We start from the raw sequence: 2168 nt of genomic DNA, 5'->3' as shown, positions 1-2168 counted from the left end.
CAATACAGCTGAGGAGCTAAGTAATAAGCTTACTGGTATTGCATTTGGTCAAGCATTAGCAGAAGTAAAAGATTTTTCCTATGTTGGTGGGCCAAATACAACGGTTGAGATGGGGCAGCGAAACGGCTTAGTTTTTGGTGAAATGTGGATTCCTGTTGTTAGGAAGTAAAGAGATTAAAGGAGAGATGGAATTGTCCAATATCGTAGATTTTAAAATTGTAACTACAGCTGGCTTAGAATCTTCACCTATAGCAGAAGCGCTTGCTGGTCTACGTGCCCATGAAGCACGTTACTTTATGAACAAATACAAGCATGAATTTACGGTTGTACCAGCTAGTGAAAGTGAGAAGACTCTTGACTATGTGAACCGCGTTTTGAAAGAAGAACGTGATATTGAGTTTGCGGCTAAACCTTTAGAAACATCGTGTTTTCAAGTGGAAAATATTAAATTTGCCTATGTCTTCTATGAGGATGGTCTTGCAGTCAACGTCATGTATACGTTGGATAACCCAAAGAAGCGGGCCGTTGGATTTAAGCTTTCTGAGGGAATGGAGATACCAACGGAGTTAGTAGAGAAGTTTAAGTTTGCTAGACAGAAGTCTAAACTTGCTGGAACAATTCGAGGTTCGTTTTTTGTAATAAAAGGAGAATATAGTGTAAGTTGAAGAATCAGTCATTTGTTATATTGAGTTATTTTTTAAAAGGCGCTATTAAGGCTAACAATCTTGAATTGGTAGCCTTTTTTTACATAAGTAAATAATATTTACAGTCTGCTACACACTACGTTCTTATAAAATGAAACAAAGGGAAATTACTGTAAGGGGGTGGTGGGGTGAGCAAAAAAAGGCTATTTGAGTTATTCTTAGTAACTTTTGCTTTACTGTTCCTTCATGTAAGTACATTTACTAATGAAAAATTGAACGATAAATTTGGTAACTTTACCTTCTTTGTTGTATTTCTCATGTTTTATATCAACGTTGCATTTGTAGAACGGTATTTTGATGATATACAAAAGTGGATTCGAAATATCATATTTCTTCTTGCCCTGTTAGTAGTAGCTTTAATATCACTATGGATAGGTTACTTTTAAAGCCTTGTGATCAAGAAAGACCCCAGTGAAAAAAATGGAGGACTTTTCATAGTCTTCTAAATACAGTGAACCCCGATAATAATAGGCTATGTTAACCTTATATGAATAGGCATACATTAATCTTTTTTCTCCTCAATCATGATAAAATGGACGATAAGAAATTTATGTAAGATAAAGGGGTGGAAGATTCATGGTCAGTTTTAGCACTTTGCTAGCTTTTGCAATTGTTTCACTTAGTATGGTTTGTTCACCTGGGCCTAACATGATTTATCTCATTTCTCGCTCGATTACGCAGGGGCGTATGGCAGGATTCATTTCTCTTTTGGGTATCATGCTTGGCTTCATAATTTATATAATCGCAACAATGTTCGGACTTACAGCCCTTTTCCTAGCTGTTCCGTCTCTCTATGAAGCAGTTAAGTGGGCAGGTGCTGCTTACTTACTCTGGCTCGCATGGAATTCGATTAAGCCTGGTGCTACATCTATTATGGAACCTTGTACTATTGCTATTGAGCCGCCACGGAAATTATTTTTAATGGGACTTATGACGAATCTGCTGAATCCTAAGATTGCTATTTTGTATGTGTCACTTCTACCTCAATTTGAAGATCCTGAGAAAGGATCGTTGCTTCTACAAGGTGYAGTTCTGGGCTTTACACAAATAACGGTTAGCTTTATAGTCAACCTCCTAATTGTATTTACAGCAAGTAGAGTTGCCAAATGGTTTGGCACACGCCCAACGTGGCTGCGAGTGCAGCGTTGGCTTATGGCAAGCGTCTTGACAGGTCTTGCTGTACGTCTTGCTTTTGAACGTCGACAGTAAGAGTCTTCTTGGGGAAAGTTACTATCTTTTTGGAACGATTGTAAGTGGAATAAGAATGGTATTAAAAATAAAGCCAGCTACTGTATGTTCTTACTTTTACCTAACGTTTTTTCAAAAATGCTAGTAGATGCTGTTTCTTTTTTTAGAGGATACGGTAGGAATACCGTATTTTTTATTATAGGGGAATTTTGTTTTGTTAGCTTGAGAGCAATGTGAAATCTAAAATAATATGATCATATTATTTTAGGTACTTTT

The 2168-nt window shown here is 36.9% G+C and carries 3 protein-coding genes and 1 pseudogene; all 4 read left to right on the top strand.

Going from position 1 to position 2168, the window contains the following annotated elements; genetic code table 11:
* A pseudogene (locus tag AC1DTM_RS23750) lies at window positions 1-169 on the top strand (transcriptional regulator); the annotation flags it as partial.
* Complete coding sequence (locus AC1DTM_RS23745) at window positions 156-665, top strand: phage tail protein (RefSeq protein ID WP_199715635.1); 510 nt, start codon at window positions 156-158, stop codon at window positions 663-665. The pseudogene AC1DTM_RS23750 and the gene AC1DTM_RS23745, both read left to right, overlap by 14 nt.
* Before the next feature lie 167 nt (window positions 666-832).
* Window positions 833-1090 (top strand): DUF3963 domain-containing protein, encoded by a 258-nt coding sequence (locus AC1DTM_RS23740; RefSeq protein WP_016091904.1) that lies wholly within the window; start codon window positions 833-835, stop codon window positions 1088-1090.
* 190 nt (window positions 1091-1280) lie between these two features.
* Complete coding sequence (locus tag AC1DTM_RS23735) at window positions 1281-1913, top strand: LysE family translocator (RefSeq protein WP_477001036.1); 633 nt, start codon at window positions 1281-1283, stop codon at window positions 1911-1913.
* Window positions 1914-2168: the final 255 nt, after the last annotated feature.

This window comes from Bacillus sp. P4_D3 (assembly GCF_056401855.1).
This window is presented reverse-complemented; position numbering and strand designations above follow the sequence as displayed.